Source organism: Paraburkholderia fungorum, assembly GCF_003610895.1.
Classification (GTDB): Bacteria; Pseudomonadota; Gammaproteobacteria; order Burkholderiales; family Burkholderiaceae; genus Paraburkholderia; species Paraburkholderia fungorum_B.
The window spans coordinates 228558-247708 of record NZ_MCAS01000012.1 but is presented as its reverse complement, the minus strand read 5'-3'; the positions used below and the strand labels follow the sequence as shown (position 1 = coordinate 247708).

Here is a 19151-nt window from a genome sequence, read left to right as displayed (position 1 = left end):
GCACCGACGCCAGAACCGTGCCCTACAATTTGGGCAGTGGAATCCAAATAATGCTGCGCATACAAATACAAGGAGCCCAAATGAATCGATACGTACTCCGCATCGCCCTGGTCGGTGTTCTCCTAAGTGCGCTCCCTTGCGCGCTGAACGCGGCGACAGTCAGCGATGACCCCGCGCGCACCATCCGCTCCGCTTTGGAACAGTGGCGCGTAGATTTCAACGCGCGACGTGCCGCGCATATCTGCGACCTTTTCGCGCCCGATCTTCGTTACGATTTCTATGGCGCACCCGAACGGACCTACCCGTTGCTATGTGCCCGCCTGCATCATGCGCTGGCCGACACCACGCAATCGCTTCGCTACGGCCTTAAGATCAAAGAGATCATTGTCTCCGGCGACCTCGCGATCGTGCGCCTGACTTGGAGATCGACGCTTACCAGGAACGGCAAGCAGGAGTCTAATGATGAGACCGGTCTCGATGTATTCGGCCACCAGCCTGACGGTAGCTGGAAGATCATCCGCTACATTGCATACCCTGAGAAGGACTGAGTTCTTTCTGTTGACTCTTTGCACGCACCTTGGCGGCTTATCGAATTGCCAACGATTCTCGTCGCCAGGTAGAACGCATCTTCCTGGCCGCCCCTTGCCCGTGGCTGACCGGCGACAAGCCGGCCACCGCCCAGCGACTGATTATTGACTCCGGGCGCATCCATGAGAACGCCGCAGTTTTTCCACGTGCCGCGACAGCGCCCCCGCCGAAGAAAAAACAGAAACTCAATCGGCCCTGCGCCGCGATGAAATCGCCGAGGCTGTCGAGATCACGAGGTCGGCAAAGCGGCGTTCATCGCGATCCGCCTGCCACCGCGGCCGCGCCACCGCAATATTGACCGCCCCCACCCCGCGCCCTTTCGCATTGGTGATCGCCGCGGCGGTCGAGATGTCGCTGACGAAGTACTCGTCTTCCGTATGCGCGTAGCCTTGTTTGCGAATCTGGGCGATGCGCTCCTTGATCTTGCGCGGCTGGTAAATCGTGGCGGCCGTGTAGGCGACGAGATTCGTACGGGCAAGAATATCGTCGACCTCGCCATCGTCGAAGGTCGCGAGAATAGCCAACCCCGGCGCGGTGCAATAAGCGGGCAAACGCGAACCAGTGATGACATGCGCATTGAAGACGTTGCGGCTGACAATACGCAACACGAAAATAATATCGGTGCCGTCCAGCACGGTGAGGTTGGTGGCCTCCTCGGTCTCGGATCCGAGTTGCTGCAGATAGGGCGTGGCGCGGCTGACCAGATCGTTCGAAGTCAGATAGTGATACGTGAAATCGAGCAGCTTCGGCGACAATTCATACTTGCGGCTTTCGGGATCCTTGAACAGATAGCCGAGCGCCGCAAGCGTGAACGTAAAGCGCTGAGTCGCACTCATGTCGAAACCGGTGAGCGCCGCGATCTCCGAGAGCGATAACTGCCGCTTGCTGCCGTCGAAAGCCGTGAGTACGGTCATGGCTTTCTCGACCGACTGAACGTATAGCGACGACGCTGTCGGATCAGCGGGTGCTTCCGGCGCGGCAGTCGGGTCGCTCTTCTTCTTACGGGGAGTTTGGGGCGGCACAGTGGTCACGATGAAAACCTGTTGTTCTATCAGGTTCCAATTATCGCATGAAGATATTAGTCTATCTATAGGCAATAACTTGCTTCACGCGACCACGCTCGTCGACCGGTCCCAGGCATCGCTGACATCGCGTTTGAGCAGGTGCTTTTTAATCCGCTCGCTGGGTGTCAGTTCGAAGTGCGTGACCGCCCGATAATAACGGGGCAACTGGAAACTCGCGAGACGCTCTGCCGCCCATGCATGGATCGCGTCCCAGTCAACGGCGACGTCCTTGAACTGCACGTTGAGCAGAATGTCCTGCTCGCCGATCGCCGAGGCAACCCCGATCGCCGCGCTCGCCTGGATGGCCGGGTGCTGCGCGAATACGCGTTCGATCTCCCAAGCCGATACATTCTCGCCGCGCACGCGCATGCTATCCGTACGCCTGCCGACGAAGAACAGATCGCCGTCGGCATCACGCCGCGCACTATCGCCAGTGTGCAGTCTGCCGTTACGCAGCGCCGAGCGGGTCGCGTCTTCGTTCTTCAGGTAGGTCGGCAAGAATGTGCCTTCCACGCGGCTCGATAGTACGATTTCGCCCGCTTCGCCGTCCGCGACCGGTTCACCGTTTTCGTCGAGCAATGCCACGTCGATCCATGGCAGCGCCCTGCCGATCGAACCGGGTTTGCCGTTTGCATTCAGCGTCGCGAAACTCGAACATTCCGTCATGCCATAGCATTCGCGCAGCCGAACCTGCAGACGCGACTCGATCGCCGTCCACGCCGAGGCGCTGACACCCGCGCCCCATGCCACGCGAATCGTGTGCGTATCCGGCTGGGCGTCGTCGGGAAGCTGCATCAGAATGTCGAGCACGCCGCCGAGATAGTGCAATTGCGTCGCCCGCGAGCGGGCAATCTGCGCCCAGAACTGCGTGACGGAAAAACGCGGTACGACGTGCAGTTCGAGCGCCTCGAGAAAGGGCAGCAACAACATCTGCGCACCGCCGATATGGCATAGCGGTTCCCACAGGAACAGTTTGTCGCCCGCACGCACGTCCGCGACCAGCATGGCCGCCTCGCTCGCAATCCGCATCATCCGATGCGTAAGGACAACGCCCTTCGGCGCACCTGTCGTGCCGGACGTATAGATCACGCACAACGGGTCGCCCGGATCGATCGATGGGGTGAAGAGCGTTGCACTGGCATCGTTGGGATCGAATGCCGGCAGTCCGATTCTGCGCGTGCTGCCGTACTCGATACCGTCGGTCACTTCGTCGAACACGGATTCCGACACGAACAGTTTCGGCTCCGCGTGCTCGATCAGATACTCGAGCCCCGCGCGGCGCAGCTTCGTATTGACGGGCACCCACACCAGACCGCTGAGAATCAGCGCATAGATGAGGTGAATATGCTCGGCGCTGTTGCCGAGCATCACGGCGACGCGGTCGCCCGCCACCAGTTTCTGGTCCGCGAACCAGCGCTGCAGTTGGGCGATGCGTTGCGCGGTTTCGGCGCGCGTCACGGCCTGTTCGTCGAAATGGAGAACGGCGCCCGCCGCGTTGCCGCGCAAACCGGCGGCGATCAGCGGCGCGCAGTCCAGCGCATCTTGCGGATGACGTTGGGGGAAGTATTCGGAATAGCTGTGCATGGTCGAATGGAGTGGAAACCGTACGGCTAGCGCGTTGCGTGCCGCAGCCGGGAGGAAATGAAAACGATCAGGGCGATCAGAACGATGAGCGTCGTCGATACCGCGGCGAGCGTCGGTGTGATGGCCAGCTGGATGTCGTCCCACATCTGCTTGGGCAGCGTGGTGTTGATGCCGCCGCTGACGAAGATCGCAATCGTCAGATCGTCGAATGAAACGATGAAGGCGAACAGGAAAGCCGCCGTCACGCTCGCCATCAACAATGGCAGCACGATCGTCGCAATGCGTCTTGCGGGCGACGCGCCCATTACCCTCGCGGCGTCGTCCAGACGCCAGTCGAACTGGCGAAAACCGGCGGCGAGCGTCACAACGACGTAAGGAATCGCCAGCACGGTATGTCCGATCACGAGGCCCAGATTGGTGCCCGTCAGGCCGAGATTGGCGAACAGATACAGCAGGCCGACCGCAACCACGATACGCGGCACGATCAGCGGTGCGACGAGCAGCGCGAAGAGCGGCTTACTCGCGCGCTGCGACATACGGGTCAGCGCCAGCGTCGCGCCGAAACCCAGCGCAAGCGAGAGTACCGCGGTGCCGAGACCCACCTCGAACGAACGCAGCAGCGCGCTCTGCCACACCGGCGACTGCAGGAAGGTGCCGAACCATCTGAAGCTGAACAGCTTCGGTGGAAACGCAATGAAGTCGCTGCGCGTGAAGGCATACGGAATAATCGACAGGACCGGCGCAACCAGCACCATCAGGACTGCGACGGTATAAAGGCGCAGCGGACCCACTCCCCCGCCGGCGCCGGCCGCACGCATCGTGCGCCGTCTGACGAGCGGCGCCGTCAAACGGCCCGCCGCCATCAGCATCGCCAGCTTCAGGCCTTGAGCACGCGAGCCACGGCGCTTGTCCTGCACTTCCCCCGTCAACGAGGAAAGTCCGACCAGCCGGTCGTAGACGAGGAAGATCGCAATCGAGCACAGCAGCAGCACCGTAGACAATGCGCCGGCGAAGCGCATATCGAACAGTTCGAGCACCGAAGAAATCACCAGTTGCGCAATCATGGTTTCCTTCGGCGAACCCAGCAGCGCGGGAACGATGAAGAAACCGAGGCTCGAAATGAACACGAGCAATCCTGCAGCAGCGACGCCCGGCGAAGAAAGCGGCAGAAACACGGTGAAAAAACTCGTGCTGCGCTCCGCGCCCAGTGTCTCGGCAGCTTGCGCGAGACGATCGTCGATGCCACGCATGACGGGCAACATGGTCATCACCGCGAGCGGCAGCATTGCGTGAACCATGCCGATCAGGACGCCGGTCAGCGACGGAATGGTGCCGCTGGTTTCGCTGACGAGACCCAGCGCGAGCGCAATGGTGGACAGCACACCGGTCTTCGACAGTAACAGCATCCACGCATAGGTTTTCACGAGGTAACTGGTCCAGAACGGCAGCATGATCCAGAGCAGCCAGCGCTCACGCGCGCGCGGTGACAGACGGCTCAACAGATAGGCGACCGGATAGCCGAGCAGGACGGCAATCGCCGCCGTGAGGAACGAGATGGAGAAAGTGATCCACAGCACCTTCGCGTAGACCGGGGTGCGCGCGATCCGCTCGAACTGGCTGAAGCCGAACGTGCCGTCCGCGTTGAAGAGACCGCCTTGCAGGATCTCGCCGACCGGCACGATGAAAAAGAACAGCAGAAACAGCAGCGTCGGCGCGATCGGCAAAAAGCGGACCGTGTGCGCAAGCCATGCGGAACGGCGTGGGCGCGCGGCCTCGTGAGACGGCTGCGCCTCAAGGGCAATAGTCATGATCTTTCCTTGGCGGTCGTCACGCGTGCAGCAGCGTGGTGCGATGCGGATCCCACACCAGACCGACCGTATCGCCGACGCACGGCGACAGACCGCGCTCGCATCGCACGCTCAGGTGGCTGCCGTCGGACAGGGTCAGTTGTACGCGGGTATCGCTGCCGAAGAACACGATGTCCGAAATCGTGCCGTCGAGAAACCCTCGCTTCGGCTCGACCAGACGCGGCGCCTCAGGACGCAGCAGCAGACAGTGTTTTGCCCCCGGTGATCCAGCTATTGCCGCGCCGCCTTGCGGCAACGGCACGCGGCCGCCGGCCGTCAACAGAATCGGTTCGCCGCCCGGGCCTCGTTCGTGATCGAGCGCGCCTTCGAGCAGATTCGAATGGCCGATGAAACCGGCAGCAAAGCGCGTGGCCGGCCGGTCGTACAGATCGACAGGCGTGCCCACCTGTTCGATACGAGCCTGGTTCATCAGACAGATGCGATCGGAGAGCGTCAACGCTTCGTCCTGATCGTGTGTCACGTAGACGAAGGTCGCGCCGAGTTCCTTGTGCAAACGGCGAATCTCGGACTGCATGTGCTCACGCAATTTCTTGTCGAGCGCACCGAGCGGCTCGTCGAGCAGAATCACGGAGGGCCGGTAGGCGAAGCAGCGCGCCAGCGCGATGCGCTGCTGCTGGCCACCCGAGAGTTCCTTCGGGTAGCGCTTCGCGTAATCGCCCATGCGTACCATCGTCAACGCGTCGTCGACGGCCCGCCTGACGTCCTCACGCGACTTGCGGCGCATGCGCAAACCGTACGCCACGTTGTCCCACACGCTCATGTGCGGGAACAGCGCATAGCTCTGAAACACCATGCCGATGCCACGCTTGCCAGGTTCCACGTGCGTGACGTCGCGACCGTCGATCTCGATGCGCCCCGCCGTGGGCGCGACCAGACCGGAGATCATCTGCAACAGCGTGGTCTTGCCCGATCCGGAAGGACCCAGCAAGGTGAGAAATTCGCCGGCCTGCACCGTCAGATCGGTCGCTTGCAACGCAACGGTGTCACCGTAGCTTTTCGCAATCCCGATCGTTTCAAGTTTCGCACTCATCGCGCCACTCCTCAGGAAATGATCCAGGTGTTGAAGCGCTCGGTCACTTTCTGGCGGTTGTCGGCCCACCATTGCGGACTCGGCAGGCGCATGTCCCGCAGATTGTCCGGCGCGGTAGGCAGTATGGCCGCGCGGGCGGCCGGGATCGCGTCGAACGCCTTGCGGTTGGTCGGACCATAGGCAAGCGTGCCGGTGAGTACGGCCTGGCGCTGCGCATCGCCGCAAAAGCGCACGAACTGCCGGGCGAAGTCGGCGCGCGGCGTGCCTTTCGGAATGCCCCACCCTTCGATCGAATAAAGCCCCTGGTTCCATACGATCGTGACCGGCGCACCGCCGTCGCGCGCAGCCTGGGCCCGGCCGTTCCACGTCGAGATCATGTCGACATCGCCACTCTGGATCGCCTGCATGGCCTGGGCGCCGGAGGTCCACCAAATGTTCACGTGCGGCTTGATCCGGTCGAGACTGCGGAATGCGCGATCGACGTCAAGCGGATAAAGCTTGTCGAGCGACACCCCATCGGCCAGCAGCGCCTGTTCGAGCGTGTCCAGCGGGCTGCGGCGCAGACAGCGCCGGCCCGGAAAGCGTTTGACGTCCCAGAAGTCCGCCCAGGATTTCGGACCGTTTGGCCCGAACTTGTCCTGCCGGTACGCGAGCACGGTGGCATAGACGTCGACGCCGAGCCAGTTCGGCGTCACCGCTTCGGCCATCACGTCGGGGAAGTCGCTGGCTTTCAAGCCGATCGGCTCGAGAAACCCTTTGGATTCCAGGTACGGAATGTCCGCGGAAAGCGTGAGCGTGGTGACGTCCCAGACATAATTTCTGGTCTGCACCATCGCCGCCAGCTGCGCGACCGGTTGCGATTCACGCGCAACGCTCACCACCTTGATGCCGGTGGCTTTTTCGAACGGATCGTAAAACGCCTGGCGATACGCGGTGGTGTACGGACCACCGGGATCGGAAACGACGATCTGTTTCGACTGCGCGCCGGCCAGTACCGGCATGGCGCCGGCGAGTGCGGCACTCCCGACGCCTTGCAGAAAGCGGCGCCGGGTCAGGTTGAAGTCTTGCGTCATGCTCAGGTCTCCCGCACAGGATGAAAAGAAACGGCCGCGGTTTTTGCTTTACTTCGCGCGCTCGCGGAAAAACGCTTCCATCATTCGCGCCGGCTCGCCGGAGTCATAGGCTTCGCGCTGGATACGCGCACCCGCCTCGATCGCGTCGCGAAAGCTCGGCTCCGTCATTTCGCGGAAACGCTGCTTGTCCAGACGCATCGCGACGGGCGGCTTGCCGGCCAGTTCAGTGGCAATTTCGAGGGCCTTGGCGAACACCTGATCCGCCGGAACGATGTGATGAATCAGCCCGATGCGGTGACATTCCTCGGCGTCCATCAGGCGGCCGGTCAGCGTCAATTCGATAGTGCGAGACATGCCGAGCATCTCGCTCATGATCCACGGGCCGGTCGTGCTGGCGATCCCCGCGTTGATTTCCGGCTGCCCCATGCGCACGCCCGGATGGCCGACGCGAATGTCGCCCAGCAAGGCGACCTGAAACGCGGAGCCGGCCGCCGTACCGTTCAAGGCCATGACGAGCGGTTTGCTCAAACCGCGCAGGACCGTGTAATAGCGCTCCCACTCCTTGACCCATGCCACCGCTCGCTCGCCGTCGAAGTCATGCGCCTCCGACAGATCCTGCCCCGCGGAAAACGCACGGTCGCCCGCCCCCGTCATGACGATCGCGGCAACGCTGTCATCCGCGTCGAAACGCGCCAGGGCCTCGATGATCATCTCGCGCATCGTGGTCGTCCACGCATTCAGGCGCGCCGGGCGGTTCAACGTGATGACGGCGACGCGCCCATGGTGTGAAACAAGGATGTCTTCGTTCATTTGTTATCTCATAGAGATAGTTGATGGTGTATTTCAATATACTTTTACCAAAATACACATGCAAGGTGAAATTTTCTGGGGTTTACGCGAGGGGGACATGCCGCGGATCGGCGTACCGAAGCGAAGCAGATGAGGCGTTGGGAGAAAGAAACGGCCGGGTGGCCGCGACCTATACTGTCGGCGAGCCTGGCCAGTTTTTTGTTTGGCGAATCAGAAGGCTTAAGTTATCGTCACGCCTTTGCACAGCGTCGCGCCGGCTGAACCGTGCGAGCGCCGTGCGCCCTTCTTCGAACGCATCTTTCAAGGTCCATGAGCAAAGCCCTGCCGCCGTCTTCCGCCGTTCCTGACAACGCCGAACCGGCCTCGGACAAACCCGGCGACTCGTATGTGCAGTCGTTCGCGCGAGGCCTCTCGGTGATCCGCGCGTTCAATGCCAGCCGCCCCGAACAGACGCTCACCGACGTCGCGGCCGCCACCGGCCTGACACGCGCCGGCGCGCGCCGCATCCTGCTGACGCTGCAGACGCTCGGCTACGTAGAGGCCGAAGGCCGCCTGTTCCGCCTCACGCCGAAGATTCTCGATCTCGGTTTCGCGTATCTGACCTCGATGCCGTTCTGGAATCTCGCCGAACCGGTCATGGAAAACCTCTCGGCGCAGGTTCACGAGAGTTGCTCGGCGGCCGTGCTCGATCGCACCGAAATCGTCTACGTGCTGCGCGTGCCGACTCACAAGATCATGACCATCAACCTGTCGATCGGCAGCCGTTTGCCGGCATATTGCACGTCGATGGGTCGTGTGCTGCTGTCCGCGCTCGACGACGAAACGCTCGAGGCAACGTTGAGTTCGGCGCCGCTCTACGCGCACACGCCGCGCACGGTGACCGACAAGGAAGAACTGAAGAAGCTGATTGCGCAGGTGCGCCGCCAGGGTTGGGCAATCGTCGATCAGGAACTGGAGGGGGGGTTGATTTCGTTGTCCGCACCGATTCGCAACCGCCAGGGGCGCGTGATCGCGGCGATGAATATCAGCGGCAACGCTCAGCGCAATTCGGCCAAACAGATGGTGAAGGCGTTTCTTGAACCGTTGCAGCAGGCCGCGCAAACCGTCTCGGAGATGGTGGCGCGGCGCGGCTGAGTGACGAGTAACTGCGAGGCAACTGCGAGACAACCGCGAGGCAACCGAGAAGCCAGCGCGAGGCCAGCAACGCAAGTCACAGGCAAGGCCCCCGCAAGGGGCCTCGCGATCAATCGATCGGCTTATCCGCCGTCTCTTTCAGCATCGACACCGCGATCAGCGACACGACCACGCATCCCGCCACATACGCGGCCGGCGCCAGCTTGCTGCCGGTCAGTTTGATCAGCCACGTCGCGACCAGTTGCGCGGTGCCGCCGAATACGCACACGCTCAATGCATACGCGATCGAAATGCCGGTGGCGCGCACGCGCCGCGGAAACGACTCGCACATCAAGGCGAATTCCGACGCCGATCCCATCGAGTAGAACAGCAGCATCAGCGCGGTCGCCGACATGATGACGGGCAACTGCGGGAAGCGATTGATCAGCATGAAGGCGGGAAACAGCAGCAACACCAGTACGCCGCGCCCGAACAGAATCGGCCGCTTACGGCTGCCGATACGATCGGACAGCATGCCGAACAACGGACACGTGATGAGCATGACGAGTCCCGACGCGACGCCGACCAGCATCGACAGCGACATCGGCAGGCCGAGCGTGTGGATCGCATAGGTCGGCATGTAGAAGGTCAGAATATAGGTCGAGACCGTGCCGCCCATGACCGTGAGCGTAATCAGCAGGAGCGGACGCAGATGGTCCGTGAAGAGTTCGTGCAGCACGCCGCGCTCAATGGCGTGGCTGTGGGCGCCGGCTGGATCGTCCGCGAGACGGCGGCGCAAGTAGATGCCGACCGGCGCGATCAGCACGCCGATCAGAAACGGAATGCGCCAACCCCAGCTTTCCAGCGACTCCCTGGGCAGAGCACCCGACAGCGCCGCCGCGAGGCCCGAGCCCATCAGTGCCGCGCCGCCCTGCGTCGCCAGTTGCCAGCTCGCCCGAAAACCACGCCGGGCGCCGCCGCCCTGCTCCAGCAAGGTCGAGGTTGCCGCGCCGAACTCGCCGCCTTGAGAGAAGCCTTGCACGAGACGCGCCAGCACGATCAGCAGCGGCGCGGCGAGACCGATCTGCGCATACGTCGGCGCAATGGCGATCACACCGGTGCTCGCCGCCATCAGCATGATGGTCAGGTTGAGCGCCGCCTTGCGGCCTTTGCGGTCCGCGTAGACACCGAGCATCACGCTGCCGAGCGGCCGCGTGATGAAGCCTGCCGCGAACGTCGCCACCGATAGGAGCAGCGAGGTTGTCGGGTCGGCCGACGGGAAAAACAGCTTGCCGATGATCACGGCAAAAAAGCCGTACACGGTAAAGTCGAAAAACTCGAGCCAGTTGCCGATCACCGCCGCGGCAATCGCGCCGCGGCTGGTGGTTCGGGGGACGTCCACGGCACGGCTGCCATCCGTTGTAGCGTTCATCGCAGGTCTTCCTCGTTGTTATGGTTATGTCCGGCGGTGCGAGCGCATTGCCCGCTCATCGGCTCGTGATTGGCGCGTGATTGGCACCCAGGGCGCTTCATTGCCCCAGATACCGCTCCACCAGCCGTGTCCAGAACGCCGCGCCGACCGGCAGATTGCGGTCGTTGAAATCGTAATGGGGGTTGTGCACCATGCAACCGTCTTCGCCTGCTCCGTTACCGATCCGCAGGAACGTGCCGGGCCGTTTCTGCAGCATGAAGGCGAAGTCCTCGCTGCCCATCAGAATGCCGGTCTGTTCGACTACCTTTTCGTCGCCGACCAGTTCGCGCGCCACCTGCACCGCGAAATCCGTTTCGGCATCCGAATTGATCACCACCGGATAGCCTTCGATGTACTCCACCACCGCCTTGCCGCCATAGCTCGCGGCCTGGCTCTCGGCGAGCTCGGTAATGCGCTTTTTCAGCAAGGTGCGCACTTCGGGGCTGAACGAACGCACGCTCAATTCCAGCTTCGCGCTGCTGGAAATCACGTTGTTCGCGGTGCCCGCATGCATCGAACCGACCGTCACCACCGCCGGCTGCGACGGATCGACATTACGCGCGACGATGGTCTGCAGCGCCATCACGATGCTCGCCGCCACCACCACCGGATCGACCGTCAGATGCGGACGCGCCGCATGACCGCCGACACCTTCGATGGTGATGATCGCCTTGTCGCCCGCCGACATGAACGGCCCCTTGCGGAACAGCATCACCCCCGGTTCCTCGCCAGGATGGTTGTGCAGACCGAACACGGCGTCGCACGGAAAGCGCTCGAACAGGCCGTCGTTGATCATCTTCATCGCGCCGCTGTCGATACCGCTTTCCTCGGCCGGCTGGAAGTACAAATGCACGGTGCCCGAGAAATTGCGCGTGGCGGCAAGGTGCTGCGCGGCGCCGAGCAGCATCGTCGTGTGGCCGTCGTGGCCGCATGCGTGCATCTTGCCGTGGATGCCGCTCGCATACGGCAGACCGGTTTGCTCGATGATCGGCAGCGCGTCCATGTCGGCGCGAATGCCGATACTGCGCGTGCCGCTGCCCAACTTCAGCGTGCCCACCACGCCGGTCTGGCCGACGCCGCGCGTGACCTGCCAGCCCCACTGCTCGAGCTTCTCGGCCACCAGCGCGGCGGTTTGCACTTCTTCGTAGGCCAGTTCCGGGTGGTGATGGATGTGATGACGGATCTCGCGCAGGCTTTCGGCGGCAGGCACCAGGTCGGACACTTCGGTAAAACGCGCGGCTTCGCTCATCTATTGCTCCATTGGAATTCACGCCGCTGACGCGGCAAACAGGCAAGCACTATAGCCACGCCGTTTTGTTCGAATAAGATGCTGTTTTTTTCACCCTGATTAACAAGCTTTATATACGGGATTACCCTCATGAAGCTGCAACAGTTGCAAGCCTTCGTCGCCGCCGCCCATCACCGCAGCCTGCGCGCCGCCGCGCGCGAGCTCGGCGTGACGCAACCGGCCGTCACGCATACGATCCGCGAGCTGGAGAGCGCGCTGAATGCCGAACTGATGGTGCGCAGCGTGCGCGGCATCGAGTTGACCGCGTGCGGGCTTGCGCTGTTGCCACGTGCCGAACAGTTGCTGGGCGATATGCGCCGCACTGCCGAGGCGGTCGAGCAGGTGAAGGGAGAGTTGGCCGGCAAGGTGAGCGTGGGCACGATGCCGTCGATCGCACTGACGGCCCTGCCGCATGCGGTCTCGAAGTTTCGCCGGGTCATGCCGCTGGTGAATCTGCATCTTGAAGAGGTCACGATTCCGGATGCCGTGGCCCGATTGCGTAACGGCTCGCTCGATATCGCGGCGATTCATCATGTGCAGGCACTCGATAGCGATCTGGTGCAGGCGCCGCTCTACTCAACGCAGTTTGTCATCGCGATGCGCGCCGGGCATCCGCTCGCGAACGTCACGCGTCTTCATGAATTGCTCGACGCGGAGTGGATCGTGACGGTGGGCGCGGATCACTTTCCGCACAGCGTGATGATGGCGATGTTCAACGCGCACGGCTTGCCGGTGCCGAAGCGGCTGGTGCGGGCGCCGTCGTCGTTCGCGGTGACACTCGGGCTGGTGTCGCAAACCGACGTGATCGGCTGCTTTACGCGGCCGCTTGCGCAGATGGTCGCGCCGCTTGGTATCCGCGTCGCGCAGATAGAAGAGGCGCTGCCGAACTACGATCTCAGCATCATTTCGCGGCGTGCTCTATTGCCCACGCCGGCGGTGCTGCAGTTCGTGTCCTGCCTGCAGGAAGCGACCCGGGAGCGGATGGCGCCGCCCGGGTAGTCCCGCCTATCGGGCGTTGTGAACGTTGGGAACACGGGGAACGTCACTAACGTCACCAACCTCAGTGTTCGCCTGCAGGAAAGCAATCAGCGCATGCCCCGCGTCTTCCAGCGCGCCGGAGTTGTCGATCGTCGTGCAGCGAATCCCCTCCGGCAGCGAAAACGGCGCCCGGCGTGCGAGTCTCGCCGCGACCTGTTCCGCCGACTCCCGCGCCCGCGCGCCGAGCCGTGCTTCGAGGATATGCGGCGCCGCATTCACATGCACGACTTCCGCGTACGGATAACGCGCCAAGGTGTGCTGCAAATGCTGACGCGATCCATTGACAACGACCGTGCAACCGCGTGCAAGCCATGCATCGAGTTCGACACCGATGCCGTAGCGCAGCGAGTGGCTCGACCATTCGAGCGCGAACAGACCGAGTACCGAACGCGCCGCGAATTCTTCGACGCTCAACGCGACATGCGCTTCGCCGTTGCCGCTCGGCCGCGTGATGTAGCGATGCGCAAACAGAATCGGCTCGCCCATCAGGCGGCTGCGCGCAAAACTCAGCAATGAATCTTTGCCCGCGCCGGACGGCCCCATTACATAGATCAAACGCCCTGCCATTGTTATTTCGCCTCACCAGTCTGGAACGGCACGCGGTGCCACAGGACGAACGGTTCGCCGGGCCCGGGTTCGACAAAAAGCGCCGCATGATCGATAGCGAGCGGCCCGAGCGCGGGCGTTCGGGCCTGCCACCATGCAACCAGGATCGCGCGCTCAGCGGCATCGGCGAGCGAACTGGATAGCGTCATGTGAAAACGGAATTCGTCGAAGACGTACGGATAACCCCATTCAATCAGCAAGGCACGCTGCCGCTCGCTCAACGGCGCCGCGAGACGCCGCGCGAGAGCGGCGGCGGACGGCTTGGCGCGCAAAGCATCGAGCGTTTGCAACGCACTGGACGCGACGCGACGGATGTTCGCTTCGCCATCCTGATCAGCGGGACGCAGAGCGACGAAATCGCCGAGCGTCGCGGCTTCGACAGGCAAAGCGAATGGACGTTGCGCGCCGGCCCATACGCGCGCCGCTTCGAGCAGATCCTGCTGGGTCACGCCCTGAGCAAGATGAAACGGCGCAACCAGCGTGCCGTGCCAACCATAGCGACGCGGCGCTTCGGTGAGCTCGGCCAACGGCCGCGCCAGCGCGTCCGGTTGCGGCGACACGCATGGCGCGCCGCTTTGCGCGTCACGCCCCAGCCACGCCGAGCCCGCCGGCCACCATGCCGACTCGCGCGACGGCGCGTAATATACGGCGAAACGAGCCTCGGCACCCCACACCGCGCCGCTCATAGGTCGTGCTCCACCAGCAGTTGCACGCGGTCCGCCGCAAAATGCGTGAAACCGTATTTGACCGGCGTGCCTTCCAGATCGACGTCGACGTTTTCGACCCACAGCACCGGTTGCTGCCGGTTGATATTCAAACGCCGCGCCACCTCCGGCTCGGGCAACACGCTGCCGATGCGGCTCCATTTGCGCAGATAGTCGGTCACGCCGAACTCCGCCATCGACTTCGTCACGCCGCCGGTGCGCTCCAGTACTTCGGGCAAATCCGGAAAACGCGCCGCCGGATACCAGTTGCGTGCAAATGTGAGCGGCACGCCATCCGATTCGTGCAGGGACTCGACCCGGTAGACCGACGCGCCCGCCCGCAGGCCCAGGGCCTTCGCGACGTTCGGCTCGGCCTTCACGCGCGCGGCCGATAACATGGTGCCGGCCGCCGTGTGATTCTGCTGCCGCAAGTTTTCTGTAAACCGCGTGCGCCGGCCAATCGTATAGTCGATCGCGCCGGGCTGCACGAAGGTGCCACGCCCCTGCTCGACGCTGACGAGGCCTAGCGCGGCCAGACCGAGCATGGCGCGGCGCACGGTATGCCGGTTCACGTCGAAGCGTTTGGCCAGTTCGCCCTCGCTCGGCAAACGGCCCTCTTCACCAAAGCCGCTCGCTGCGATTTCCGCCGCCAGAATCTGTTCGATCTGCCGCCAGACGGCAACGCCCGCGCCGCGTTCGAGCAGCGTGCCCGGCGTCGCGTTGTCGTTCGATGTCATGGTGCTGTCATTCCCCTGGGTTCAAATATTCGCTATGCCATGCATTGTAGTGCGCAAGCCGTGATGAAAATGTGAATCGGTGCGTATGTGCGACAACCCTTCGCGAGCACACCCCTAAACGTCTAGACGTTTAGACGAATAGATGCTCAAATGTCCACTCGCTGGATCAACAGGAAATTCGATGAGTGCCACTCTCGCTTCGCCCTCCTCCGCCATGCGCCGCGCATGGATGGCCGTGCTGGCCCGCACACCGCGCGCCGATCTCGAAGCCGCACTGGATCGCGCGCTGCAAGGCGTCCCGCCACCCGCTTACGACTGGCTGCGGCCACCCGAAATCGGCCTCGCGATGGTGCGCGGCCGCGTCGGCGGCAGCGGCGACCCGTTCAATCTCGGTGAAGCCACCGTCACGCGCGCCACATTGCGTTTGCGCGTCACGAACGAGGCTGCCGCGGCAGTCGGCGTGGCTTGCCATCTGGGCCGCGACCGCCGCCGCGCGGAACTGGCCGCACTGGCAGACGCGCTGCTGCAAATGCCCGAGCATCATGCGGCCTTGCATCGGCAATTGATCGAGCCGTTTGCCGCACAGCAGGCCGCCGAACGCGCTGAGCGCCGCCAGGATACTGCGGCGACACGCGTCGAATTCTTCACCATGGTCAGAGGCGACTGATGGAAAACTCACAGAATGCATCGGCCACCTCGCTGGCCACCTCGCTGGCCACCTCATTGAGTACCTCATTGAGCACCTCATTGAGTACACTCACGCCCGGTTTCGCGGACCCCGTCCACGACACCCAGGCGGTCTTCCGCACGCTGCTCGACGCGCTGTCGCGCCCCGGCACGGTGGGCGTCGTCGAACAGGGTTTGCCGCAAGTGCGGGAGACGCCGGCCGCGCTCGCCGCATTCGCCGCGCTGCTGACCCTGTGCGACTACGCTACGCCGGTATGGCTCGCACAAGCCGATACAGCGCTGGCGTCGGCCCTGCGGTTTCACACCGGCGCACCGCTCGTCGACGAACCGGGACTTGCCGCCTTTGCCTATATTCACGACGCAGGCGCCATGCCGGCGCTGGAAAGTTTTCCTCTTGGCGCAGCGGAGTCGCCTGAGCAATCGGTGACCTTGCTGATCCGCGTCGAAGCACTGACGGGCGGCACGCCGGTCGTGCTCAGCGGCCCCGGCATTCAGGACACCACGACGATCGCGCCGGCCGGCTTGCCCGAGCATTTCTGGCGCGAACGCGCCGCCCTCGCGCCGCTCTTTCCTTGCGGCATCGATTGTTATCTCGTCTGTGGCAGCACGCTGATCGGCTTGCCGCGGACAACTCAAGCGAAGGTGAACTAATGTACGTTGCCGTCAAGGGAGGAGAACGCGCGATCGAAGCGTCGTGGCGTCTGCTCGACAAGGCGCGTCGCGGCGATACGCGGCTGGCCGAACTCAGCGTCGCACAAATTCGCGAACAGTTGCGCCTCGCCGTCGCGCGCGTGATGACCGAAGGCTCGGTCTACGACGAAGAACTTGCCGCGCTCGCAATCAAACAGGCCGCAGGCGATCTGGTCGAGGCGATCTTTCTGTTGCGTGCCTATCGCACCACGTTGCCGCGTTTCGGTTACACGCAAGCCATCGACACCGAAGCCATGCACGTAGCGCGCCGCATTTCGGCAACGTTCAAGGACGTGCCAGGCGGACAGGTGCTCGGCGCGACTTACGATTACACGCAACGTCTGCTGGATTTCGCCTTGCTCGCCGAAGGCGATGCCACAAGCGCTGCGACGCCGCCGTCCCAGCAGGCCACCCAAAGCGCAGCGGAAGCGATGCCGCGCGTGGTCACGCTGCTCGACAAGGAAGGACTGATCGAACAGGAACGTCCCACGCCGGACGCGCCGGAGCCGGGCGACCTCTCGCGCGAACCGCTCGCCTTTCCGGCGAACCGCTCCACGCGCCTGCAGAATCTCGCCCGCGGCGACGAAGGCTTCCTGCTCGCCATGGGCTACGCCACGCAACGCGGCTACGCGCATTCGCATCCGTTTGCCGGTGAGATTCGCTTCGGCACCATCACCGTCGAAATGGAACTCGACGAGTTGGGCGAGACCGTCGAGATCGGCGATATCGACGTCACCGAATGCCAGATGATCAACCAGTTCGCCGGCAGCAGCGACGTAGCGCCTACCTTCACGCAGGGCTACGGCCTCGCGTTCGGACACTCGGAACGCAAGGCGATGGCCATGGCCCTGGTGGATCGTGCGTTGCGCGCTGAAGAGCTCGGTGAAACGCTCGCCTCGCCGACGCAGGATATCGAATTCATGCTCTCGCACAGCGACAACGTCGAAGCGTCCGGCTTCGTTCAGCATCTGAAGTTGCCTCACTACGTCGACTTCCAGTCCGAACTCGAACTCGTTCGACGCCTGCGCGCGCAACACGGCGCGGAAGACAAAAATCAGGATAACGATCGAGACAGGGATCAGGGCCAGAACCAGCAGGAGCAAGCCGCATGAACGCGCCAGACACTTCCCTCAGCACTGCTTCGTACGACAGCGCCGCGGACGGCTACAACTTCGCCTACCTCGACGAGCAGACCAAACGCATGCTGCGTCGCGCCTTGCTCAAGGCGGTCGCCGTGCCGGGCTACCAGGTCCCGTTCGGCTCGCGGGAAATGCCCTTGCCGTACGGCTGGGGCACGGGTGGCATTCAGGTGACCGCGGCGATCATCGGCAAGAACGATACGCTGAAGGTCATCGATCAGGGCTCCGACGAAACCACCAATGCGGTCAATATCCGCCGCTTCTTCGCGCGCACCACGGGCGTGGCGACCACGCGCCGCACGACCGAAGCGACGATCGTCCAGACACGTCACCGGATTCCCGAAGCGCCGCTCACCGACAGGCAGATTCTGGTCTATCAGGTACCTATGCCCGAACCGTTGTATCGCCTGGAACCGCGCGTCGCCGAGTGCAAGAAGCTGCACGCGCTGGCCGATTACGGGCTGATCAGCGTGAAGCTGTACGAGGACATCGTCCATCACGGAAGCATCGCCACTACGTACGACTACCCGGTGATGGTCAACCATCGCTATCTGAGTTCGCCGTCGCCGATTCCGAAGTTCGACAACCCGAAGATGCATATGAACCCGGCGCTGCAATTGTTCGGCGCGGGCCGCGAGCGGCGCATTTACGCCATCCCGCCGTACACCGCTGTGCGCAGTCTCGACTTCGACGATCATCCGTTCGAAGTGCAGAAGTGGCAGCACGCGTGCGCGCTGTGCGGATCGACGGAAAGCTTCCTCGACGAAATGATCGTCGACGACGCCGGCAAGCGCATGTTCGTTTGCTCGGATAGCGACTACTGTCATGAACGCCGCGGCGATCAGGACCTCGAGTTGCCCTCATACGAAGCGCGCAAAGGAGAAACCGCATGACGCCGCTGTTGAGCGCCCGCTCGCTCACCAAACAATTTGGCGGCCGTAACGGCTGCAGGAACGTCAGCTTCGATCTGTATCCGGGCGAAGTGCTGTGCATCGTCGGCGAATCCGGCTCGGGCAAGACCACGCTGTTGAATACCCTGGCCCTGAAAACCGAAGCCGATAACGGTTCGCTCCATTACACCGCCACGCATGGCGAAAAGCTCGATCTGCGCGCCTTGTCCGAACCGCGCCGGCGTTTGCTGATGCGCACCGAGTGGGGCTTCGTGCAGCAGAATCCGCGTGACGGCCTGCGCAACGGCGTCTCCGCCGGCGCGAATATCGGCGAGCCGTTGATGGCCGTCGGTGCGCGCCACTATGGCGATATCCGTCACACGGCAACGCGATGGATGGAACGCGTCGAACTCGACGCCACCCGCATCGACGAACTTCCGGCGGCGTTTTCCGGCGGCATGCAGCAGCGTTTGCAGATCGCGCGCAATCTCGTCACGGGTCCGCGCCTCGTCTTCATGGACGAGCCGACCGCCGGTCTCGACGTATCGGTACAGGCTCGCCTGCTCGATCTGCTGCGCACGCTGACGTCCACGCTGCATCTGTCGGTGCTGATCGTGACGCACGATATCGGCGTGGCGCGTCTGCTCGCGCATCGCCTGATGGTGATGCAAGGCGGCGAAGTAGTCGAAGCCGGCCTGACGGACCAGGTGCTCGACGATCCGCAGCATCCCTACACGCAAACGCTGGTTTCCTCGGTTCTGCCGGTTTGAG

19 protein-coding genes are annotated in these 19151 nt (G+C 63.2%); 8 read left to right on the top strand and 11 right to left on the bottom strand.

Annotated features, from left to right (window positions below):
• Positions 1–80 precede the first annotated feature (80 nt).
• Positions 81–548, top strand: a complete 468-nt coding sequence (locus BCY88_RS13855) for a YybH family protein (RefSeq protein WP_183081362.1) — start codon at positions 81–83, stop codon at positions 546–548.
• Positions 549–773: 225 nt separating this feature from the next.
• On the opposite strand, the gene BCY88_RS13850 is transcribed toward BCY88_RS13855, so the two are convergent.
• From BCY88_RS13850 to BCY88_RS13825, 6 genes are all read right to left on the bottom strand, one after another.
• A complete protein-coding gene (locus BCY88_RS13850; protein WP_120345016.1) occupies positions 774–1610 on the bottom strand; it encodes an IclR family transcriptional regulator in 837 nt (278 codons plus the stop codon).
• An 84-nt stretch (positions 1611–1694) separates the two neighbouring features.
• Positions 1695–3236, bottom strand: a complete 1542-nt coding sequence (locus BCY88_RS13845; RefSeq protein ID WP_120344786.1) for an AMP-binding protein — start codon at positions 3234–3236, stop codon at positions 1695–1697.
• 26 nt (positions 3237–3262) lie between these two features.
• Positions 3263–5044, bottom strand: coding sequence for an ABC transporter permease subunit (locus tag BCY88_RS13840; RefSeq protein WP_120344785.1), 1782 nt, complete (start codon positions 5042–5044; stop codon positions 3263–3265).
• Between the two features lie 19 nt (positions 5045–5063).
• Positions 5064–6134 (bottom strand): ABC transporter ATP-binding protein, encoded by a 1071-nt coding sequence (locus BCY88_RS13835; RefSeq protein ID WP_120344784.1) that lies wholly within the window; start codon positions 6132–6134, stop codon positions 5064–5066.
• An 11-nt stretch (positions 6135–6145) separates the two neighbouring features.
• Positions 6146–7207 (bottom strand): ABC transporter substrate-binding protein, encoded by a 1062-nt coding sequence (locus BCY88_RS13830; RefSeq protein WP_120344783.1) that lies wholly within the window; start codon positions 7205–7207, stop codon positions 6146–6148.
• A gap of 48 nt (positions 7208–7255) precedes the next feature.
• A complete protein-coding gene (locus tag BCY88_RS13825; RefSeq protein WP_120344782.1) occupies positions 7256–8017 on the bottom strand; it encodes an enoyl-CoA hydratase/isomerase family protein in 762 nt (253 codons plus the stop codon).
• Between the two features lie 309 nt (positions 8018–8326).
• On the opposite strand from BCY88_RS13825, the gene BCY88_RS13820 reads away from it, so the two are divergent.
• The gene (locus BCY88_RS13820) at positions 8327–9151 is read left to right on the top strand and encodes an IclR family transcriptional regulator (RefSeq protein WP_120344781.1); all 825 of its coding nucleotides are present in this window, start codon (positions 8327–8329) and stop codon (positions 9149–9151) included.
• Between the two features lie 109 nt (positions 9152–9260).
• Here BCY88_RS13820 and BCY88_RS13815 read toward each other — a convergent pair whose 3' ends face one another.
• Together BCY88_RS13815 and BCY88_RS13810 are read right to left on the bottom strand one after the other, a co-directional pair.
• The gene (locus BCY88_RS13815; RefSeq protein WP_120344780.1) at positions 9261–10562 is read right to left on the bottom strand and encodes an MFS transporter; all 1302 of its coding nucleotides are present in this window, start codon (positions 10560–10562) and stop codon (positions 9261–9263) included.
• A gap of 97 nt (positions 10563–10659) precedes the next feature.
• Complete coding sequence (locus tag BCY88_RS13810; protein WP_120344779.1) at positions 10660–11850, bottom strand: M20 aminoacylase family protein; 1191 nt, start codon at positions 11848–11850, stop codon at positions 10660–10662.
• A 129-nt stretch (positions 11851–11979) separates the two neighbouring features.
• Here BCY88_RS13810 and BCY88_RS13805 point away from each other — a divergent pair, with 129 nt between their 5' ends.
• Positions 11980–12888, top strand: coding sequence for a LysR family transcriptional regulator (locus BCY88_RS13805; protein ID WP_120344778.1), 909 nt, complete (start codon positions 11980–11982; stop codon positions 12886–12888).
• Between the two features lie 6 nt (positions 12889–12894).
• Here the strand turns inward: BCY88_RS13805 and phnN are convergent, their stop codons facing one another.
• Genes phnN through phnF form a run of 3 tightly spaced genes read right to left on the bottom strand, consistent with a single transcriptional unit; the run spans position 12895 to position 14974 of the window.
• Positions 12895–13494, bottom strand: a complete 600-nt coding sequence (gene phnN, locus BCY88_RS13800; protein ID WP_120344777.1) for a phosphonate metabolism protein/1,5-bisphosphokinase (PRPP-forming) PhnN — start codon at positions 13492–13494, stop codon at positions 12895–12897.
• Positions 13495–13496: 2 nt separating this feature from the next.
• Positions 13497–14219, bottom strand: a complete 723-nt coding sequence (locus BCY88_RS13795; protein ID WP_120344776.1) for a DUF1045 domain-containing protein — start codon at positions 14217–14219, stop codon at positions 13497–13499.
• Positions 14216–14974, bottom strand: a complete 759-nt coding sequence (gene phnF, locus BCY88_RS13790) for a phosphonate metabolism transcriptional regulator PhnF (RefSeq protein WP_120344775.1) — start codon at positions 14972–14974, stop codon at positions 14216–14218. Before phnF ends, BCY88_RS13795 begins: the two co-directional genes overlap by 4 nt.
• Before the next feature lie 181 nt (positions 14975–15155).
• Here phnF and phnG point away from each other — a divergent pair, with 181 nt between their 5' ends.
• The 5 genes from phnG to phnK are packed head-to-tail and all read left to right on the top strand — an operon-like array spanning position 15156 to position 19150.
• Positions 15156–15641, top strand: coding sequence for a phosphonate C-P lyase system protein PhnG (phnG, locus tag BCY88_RS13785; protein ID WP_120344774.1), 486 nt, complete (start codon positions 15156–15158; stop codon positions 15639–15641).
• Positions 15641–16312 (top strand): phosphonate C-P lyase system protein PhnH, encoded by a 672-nt coding sequence (gene phnH / locus BCY88_RS13780; RefSeq protein WP_120344773.1) that lies wholly within the window; start codon positions 15641–15643, stop codon positions 16310–16312. Before phnG ends, phnH begins: the two co-directional genes overlap by 1 nt.
• The gene (locus tag BCY88_RS13775) at positions 16312–17463 is read left to right on the top strand and encodes a carbon-phosphorus lyase complex subunit (protein WP_120344772.1); all 1152 of its coding nucleotides are present in this window, start codon (positions 16312–16314) and stop codon (positions 17461–17463) included. The genes phnH and BCY88_RS13775 overlap by 1 nt, the downstream gene beginning before the upstream one ends.
• Positions 17460–18383: an alpha-D-ribose 1-methylphosphonate 5-phosphate C-P-lyase PhnJ gene (locus BCY88_RS13770; RefSeq protein ID WP_120344771.1), complete on the top strand. Its 924-nt coding sequence runs from the start codon at positions 17460–17462 to the stop codon at positions 18381–18383. The genes BCY88_RS13775 and BCY88_RS13770 overlap by 4 nt, the downstream gene beginning before the upstream one ends.
• A complete protein-coding gene (gene phnK, locus BCY88_RS13765) occupies positions 18380–19150 on the top strand; it encodes a phosphonate C-P lyase system protein PhnK (RefSeq protein WP_120344770.1) in 771 nt (256 codons plus the stop codon). Before BCY88_RS13770 ends, phnK begins: the two co-directional genes overlap by 4 nt.
• Position 19151: the final 1 nt, after the last annotated feature.

What these genes read in the sequence shown, in the direction of transcription:
- phnG (WP_120344774.1), top strand. Translation starts at nt 15,156, where the DNA reads ATGAGTGCCACTCTCGCTTCGCCCTCCTCCGCCATGCGCCGCGCATGG.
- BCY88_RS13820 (WP_120344781.1), top strand. Translation starts at nt 8,327, where the DNA reads ATGAGCAAAGCCCTGCCGCCGTCTTCCGCCGTTCCTGACAACGCCGAA.
- BCY88_RS13840 (WP_120344785.1), bottom strand. Translation starts at nt 5,044, where the DNA reads ATGACTATTGCCCTTGAGGCGCAGCCGTCTCACGAGGCCGCGCGCCCA.
- phnK (WP_120344770.1), top strand. Translation starts at nt 18,380, where the DNA reads ATGACGCCGCTGTTGAGCGCCCGCTCGCTCACCAAACAATTTGGCGGC.
- BCY88_RS13795 (WP_120344776.1), bottom strand. Translation starts at nt 14,219, where the DNA reads ATGAGCGGCGCGGTGTGGGGTGCCGAGGCTCGTTTCGCCGTATATTAC.
- phnF (WP_120344775.1), bottom strand. Translation starts at nt 14,974, where the DNA reads ATGACATCGAACGACAACGCGACGCCGGGCACGCTGCTCGAACGCGGC.
- BCY88_RS13805 (WP_120344778.1), top strand. Translation starts at nt 11,980, where the DNA reads ATGAAGCTGCAACAGTTGCAAGCCTTCGTCGCCGCCGCCCATCACCGC.
- BCY88_RS13835 (WP_120344784.1), bottom strand. Translation starts at nt 6,134, where the DNA reads ATGAGTGCGAAACTTGAAACGATCGGGATTGCGAAAAGCTACGGTGAC.
- BCY88_RS13855 (WP_183081362.1), top strand. Translation starts at nt 81, where the DNA reads ATGAATCGATACGTACTCCGCATCGCCCTGGTCGGTGTTCTCCTAAGT.
- BCY88_RS13845 (WP_120344786.1), bottom strand. Translation starts at nt 3,236, where the DNA reads ATGCACAGCTATTCCGAATACTTCCCCCAACGTCATCCGCAAGATGCG.
- phnH (WP_120344773.1), top strand. Translation starts at nt 15,641, where the DNA reads ATGGAAAACTCACAGAATGCATCGGCCACCTCGCTGGCCACCTCGCTG.
- BCY88_RS13775 (WP_120344772.1), top strand. Translation starts at nt 16,312, where the DNA reads ATGTACGTTGCCGTCAAGGGAGGAGAACGCGCGATCGAAGCGTCGTGG.
- BCY88_RS13810 (WP_120344779.1), bottom strand. Translation starts at nt 11,850, where the DNA reads ATGAGCGAAGCCGCGCGTTTTACCGAAGTGTCCGACCTGGTGCCTGCC.
- phnN (WP_120344777.1), bottom strand. Translation starts at nt 13,494, where the DNA reads ATGGCAGGGCGTTTGATCTATGTAATGGGGCCGTCCGGCGCGGGCAAA.
- BCY88_RS13815 (WP_120344780.1), bottom strand. Translation starts at nt 10,562, where the DNA reads ATGAACGCTACAACGGATGGCAGCCGTGCCGTGGACGTCCCCCGAACC.
- BCY88_RS13825 (WP_120344782.1), bottom strand. Translation starts at nt 8,017, where the DNA reads ATGAACGAAGACATCCTTGTTTCACACCATGGGCGCGTCGCCGTCATC.
- BCY88_RS13830 (WP_120344783.1), bottom strand. Translation starts at nt 7,207, where the DNA reads ATGACGCAAGACTTCAACCTGACCCGGCGCCGCTTTCTGCAAGGCGTC.
- BCY88_RS13770 (WP_120344771.1), top strand. Translation starts at nt 17,460, where the DNA reads ATGAACGCGCCAGACACTTCCCTCAGCACTGCTTCGTACGACAGCGCC.